Annotated in this window: 5 protein-coding genes; all 5 read left to right on the top strand. The window is 73.1% G+C overall.

Annotation, left to right across the window (positions count from 1 at the left end; translation table 11 throughout):
• Nucleotides 1-284 (top strand): FGGY-family carbohydrate kinase (locus B9S61_RS13815; protein ID WP_258039648.1); only part of this gene is annotated, 284 nt, incomplete at its 5' end.
• 74 nt (nucleotides 285-358) lie between these two features.
• The gene (locus tag B9S61_RS13810; protein ID WP_103542525.1) at nucleotides 359-1,114 is read left to right on the top strand and encodes a (Fe-S)-binding protein; all 756 of its coding nucleotides are present in this window, start codon (nucleotides 359-361) and stop codon (nucleotides 1,112-1,114) included.
• Nucleotides 1,111-2,598, top strand: coding sequence for a LutB/LldF family L-lactate oxidation iron-sulfur protein (locus B9S61_RS13805; protein ID WP_103542524.1), 1,488 nt, complete (start codon nucleotides 1,111-1,113; stop codon nucleotides 2,596-2,598). The genes B9S61_RS13810 and B9S61_RS13805 overlap by 4 nt, the downstream gene beginning before the upstream one ends.
• On the top strand, nucleotides 2,595-3,236 hold the full coding sequence (locus B9S61_RS13800; RefSeq protein WP_103542523.1) for an LUD domain-containing protein: 642 nt from the start codon (nucleotides 2,595-2,597) through the stop codon (nucleotides 3,234-3,236). The genes B9S61_RS13805 and B9S61_RS13800 overlap by 4 nt, the downstream gene beginning before the upstream one ends.
• Nucleotides 3,237-3,388: 152 nt before the next feature.
• Complete coding sequence (locus B9S61_RS13795; RefSeq protein WP_103542522.1) at nucleotides 3,389-3,814, top strand: glutaredoxin domain-containing protein; 426 nt, start codon at nucleotides 3,389-3,391, stop codon at nucleotides 3,812-3,814.
• Nucleotides 3,815-3,864: the final 50 nt, after the last annotated feature.

The following is a 3,864-nucleotide window of genomic DNA, read 5'->3' as shown; positions in this document are numbered from 1 at the left end:
TCGCCGGGCAGCCGGTGGACGTCGTGCACGTCGTGGGCGGCGGCACCCGCAACGCGCTGCTGTGCCAGCTGACCGCCGACGCCTGCGGACTGCCGGTGGTGGCCGGGCCGACGGAGGCGGCGGCGCTGGGCAACGTGCTGGTGCAGGCCCGTGCGCACGGGCGGGTCGGCGACCTTGCCGGGATGCGGCGGCTGCTCGCCCGTACCCAGCCGCTGACGCGGTACGCACCGCGCGGCGGCACACAGCGGTGGCGGGCGGCGCAGGCCCGGCTCGCCCGGGGCTGACGGGTGTCTCTCCCGCGTCCCCGCTCCCGCACTACCCTGCATCCACCCGATGACCGACTGAACGAGGAGCCGCGATGCGTGTCGCCCTGTTCCTGACCTGCGTCAACGACACGCTCTATCCGGACACCGGGCGCGCCGTGGTGAAGCTCCTGACCAGGCTGGGTGCCGAGGTCGACTTCCCCGTGGCGCAGACCTGTTGCGGACAGGCGCACTACAACACCGGGTACCGGCACCAGGCGGAGCCGTTGGCCCGGCACTTCTCCGATGTGTTCCGGGACTACGAGGCGATCGTGACGCCGTCCGGGTCGTGCGGGGCGATGGTGCGGGAGCTGTATCCGCGGATGGGTGAGCGGGCCCGGGCGGAGGGGCGCGGGGACGGTCTCGCGGCGGCCCTGGCACCGGTGGTGCCGAAGACGTACGAACTCACCGAGTTCCTGGTGGACGTGCTGGGCGTGACGGACGTCGGGGCGTACTACCCGCACCGCGTGACCTACCACCCGACCTGTCACGGGCTGCGCGGGCTGGGCCTGGGCGAGCGGCCGCTGCGGCTGCTGCGCGCGGTGAGGGGGCTGGAGCTGGCCGAGTTGCCGGGGGCGGAGGAGTGCTGCGGTTTCGGCGGCACCTTCGCGCTGAAGAACCCCGATGTCTCGGCGGCGATGGGCACCGACAAGGTGCGCAACGCGGAGTCGACGGGCGCGGAGGTGCTGTGCGCGGCGGACAACTCCTGCCTGATGCACATCGGCGGAACGATGACCAGGCTGCGCACCGGCATGCGGCCGGTGCACATCGCGGAGATCCTGGCGAGCACGGAGGAGGAGCCGGCCGTATGAGCGGGACTTTCGTCGGGATGCCGGCGTTTCCGGAGGCCGCCCGGGACGCCGTGCACGACACCACCCTGCGCGGCAATCTGCGGCACGCCACGCACACCATCCGGGCCAAGCGCGCGAGCGCCGTCGCGGAGCTGTCCGACTGGGCGGAGCTGCGGGAGGCGGGCAAGCGGATCAAGGATCACACGCTCCGCCATCTGGACCGGTACCTGGAGCAGTTGGAGGAGTCGGTGACGGCGGCGGGCGGCACCGTGCACTGGGCCACGGACGCCGACGAGGCCAACCGGATCGTCGCCGGACTGGTGAAGGCGACCGGTGAGTCGGAGGTCGTCAAGGTCAAGTCGATGGCCACGCAGGAGATCGGCCTCAACGAGGCACTCGAAGCGGAGGGCATCCGCGCCTACGAGACCGATCTCGCCGAGCTGATCGTGCAGTTGGGCAAGGACCGTCCCTCGCACATCCTGGTGCCGGCGATCCACCGCAACCGCGGGGAGATCCGGGAGATCTTCGCCCGGGAGATGAGCGAGTGGGGCCGCCCCGCCCCCGAAGGACTGACGGACACGCCCGCCGAACTCGCCGAGGCGGCACGGCGGCACCTGCGGGAGAAGTTCCTGCGCGCCAAGGTGGGCGTCTCCGGCGCCAACTTCATGGTCGCCGAGACCGGCACCCTGGTGGTGGTGGAGTCCGAGGGCAACGGGCGGATGTGTCTGACCCTGCCCGAGACGCTGATCTCGGTGGTCGGCATCGAGAAGGTCGTGCCCGCCTGGCGGGACCTGGAGGTGTTCCTGCAGACCCTCCCCCGCTCCTCGACCGCCGAGCGGATGAACCCGTACACCAGCACCTGGACCGGCACCACCGACGAGGATGGTCCGCGGACCTTCCACCTGGTCCTGCTGGACAACGGACGCACCGACACCCTCGCCGACGAGGTGGGCCGGCAGGCGCTGCGCTGCATCCGCTGCTCGGCCTGTCTGAACGTGTGCCCGGTGTACGAACGGGCCGGCGGCCACGCGTACGGCTCGGTCTACCCGGGGCCGATCGGCGCGATCCTCAGCCCCCAGCTGCGGGGCACCGGAAGCGAGATCGACGCGTCCCTGCCGTACGCCTCGTCGCTCTGCGGGGCCTGTTACGACGTGTGCCCGGTCGCCATCGACATCCCCGAGGTGCTGGTGCACCTGCGCGAACGGGTCGTCGAGGGCGGGCGGGTGACACGGGCCGGCAACAAGGTGGTCCTGCAACCCGCGAAGGGGCACGCCGCCGAGCGGGCGGCGATGCGCGCGGCCCGCTGGGCGTTCACGCACCCCGGTGTGCTGCGCACCGGCCAGCGCCTCGCCTCGCGCACCCGCCGTCTCCATCCGCGCAGCCTGCCGGGGCCCGGCCGGGCGTGGAGCGGGACCCGGGATCTGCCGCCGGTTCCGGCGGAGCCGTTCCGGGACTGGTGGCAGCGTATGCGGGGCGGCGACGGCGAGAAGGGAGCGGCCGGATGAGCAGCAGGGAACGGATCCTGGGCCGGGTGCGGCGCGCCCTCGCCGGCGTGCCGGAGGACGGCACCCCGTACGAGCGGGCGGTCGCCCGTGGCTACCTGCGCGAGCACGGTCGGCGCACCACCGGGCAGACGGTGGATCTCCTCGCGGAGAACCTGGCCGACTACCGGGCGATCGTGCACCGCAGCGACGCGGCCGGGCTGGCCGGTCTCGTCGCCCGGCTGCTCGCCGCGCGCGGCGCGTCGTCGGTGCTCGTGCCGCCCGGCCTCGACGAGGACTGGCTGGCGTCGACCGAGGTGACGCGGGTGGCGGACCGGGCGGAGAGCACCCCGGGCGAGCTGGACCGGGTGGACAGTGTGGTGACCGCCTGTGCGCTGGCCGTCGCCGAGACGGGAACCATCGTCCTGGACGGCTCCCCCGACCAGGGCCGGCGCCGTATCACCCTGGTCCCCGACCACCACATCTGTGTGGTCCGCGTCCCGGACCAGGTGGTCGCCTCCGTCCCGCAGGCCCTCGAACGTCTCGACCCGGCCCGTCCGCTGACCTGGATCTCCGGGCCGTCGGCCACCAGCGACATCGAACTCGACCGGGTGGAGGGCGTGCACGGGCCACGCACGCTGGAGGTCGTGCTGGTCGGGTGAGCACCCTGCGCCGACGTCGCGACGCAGGGGCCCGCGGCCGCGACGGGGCCGGAGGAGCCGGGGCCACGCCCCGGACCGGCCCCTCACCTGCCGCGGCCGTCGTGGCCGGACAGGTGCGCGGGGCGTTCCGGCTCATCGATAGCCTGCGTCACATGATGCGCGCCTGGATCCTGCCGATACTGCTCGTGCTCGGCGGCTCGGCCATCGCCACCGGGCAGATCTCCGAGGGGAGCCCCGGCACGGCCGCGGCACTCCTCCTGGTGTTCCTGGTGCTCGCCGGCGTGAGCTCACCCCTGATCTTTCCGAGGTCGCTCGGCGCGCGGGAGGCGCAACGCCGCAGCGCGGTCGACGGTCGGCCGGTCGTCTTCTGGCGGCCGGGCTGCGCGTACTGCATACGACTGCGCATCCGGCTGGGCCGCAGCGCCCGCCACCTGCACTGGGTCAACATCTGGCGCGACCCCGCGGGAGCCGCAGCGGTGAGGGCGGCCAACGACGGCAACGAGACGGTGCCGACCGTCGTCGTGGCGAACGAGCCACATACCAACCCCGATCCCGAATGGGTCCGCGAACACCTCTGACCGCGCCCGGCGGAGAGGCACCCTCCTCCTGTTCCGGTGTTCCCCGGCCT

The organism is Streptomyces sp. SM1, assembly GCF_002910825.1.
GTDB classification, from domain to species: domain Bacteria; phylum Actinomycetota; class Actinomycetes; order Streptomycetales; family Streptomycetaceae; genus Streptomyces; species Streptomyces okerensis.
The sequence above is the reverse complement of the archived record's forward strand: the minus strand, read 5'-3'. Positions and strand labels throughout refer to the sequence as shown.

What these genes read in the sequence shown, in the direction of transcription:
- B9S61_RS13800 (WP_103542523.1), top strand. Translation starts at nt 2,595, where the DNA reads ATGAGCAGCAGGGAACGGATCCTGGGCCGGGTGCGGCGCGCCCTCGCC.
- B9S61_RS13805 (WP_103542524.1), top strand. Translation starts at nt 1,111, where the DNA reads ATGAGCGGGACTTTCGTCGGGATGCCGGCGTTTCCGGAGGCCGCCCGG.
- B9S61_RS13810 (WP_103542525.1), top strand. Translation starts at nt 359, where the DNA reads ATGCGTGTCGCCCTGTTCCTGACCTGCGTCAACGACACGCTCTATCCG.
- B9S61_RS13795 (WP_103542522.1), top strand. Translation starts at nt 3,389, where the DNA reads ATGATGCGCGCCTGGATCCTGCCGATACTGCTCGTGCTCGGCGGCTCG.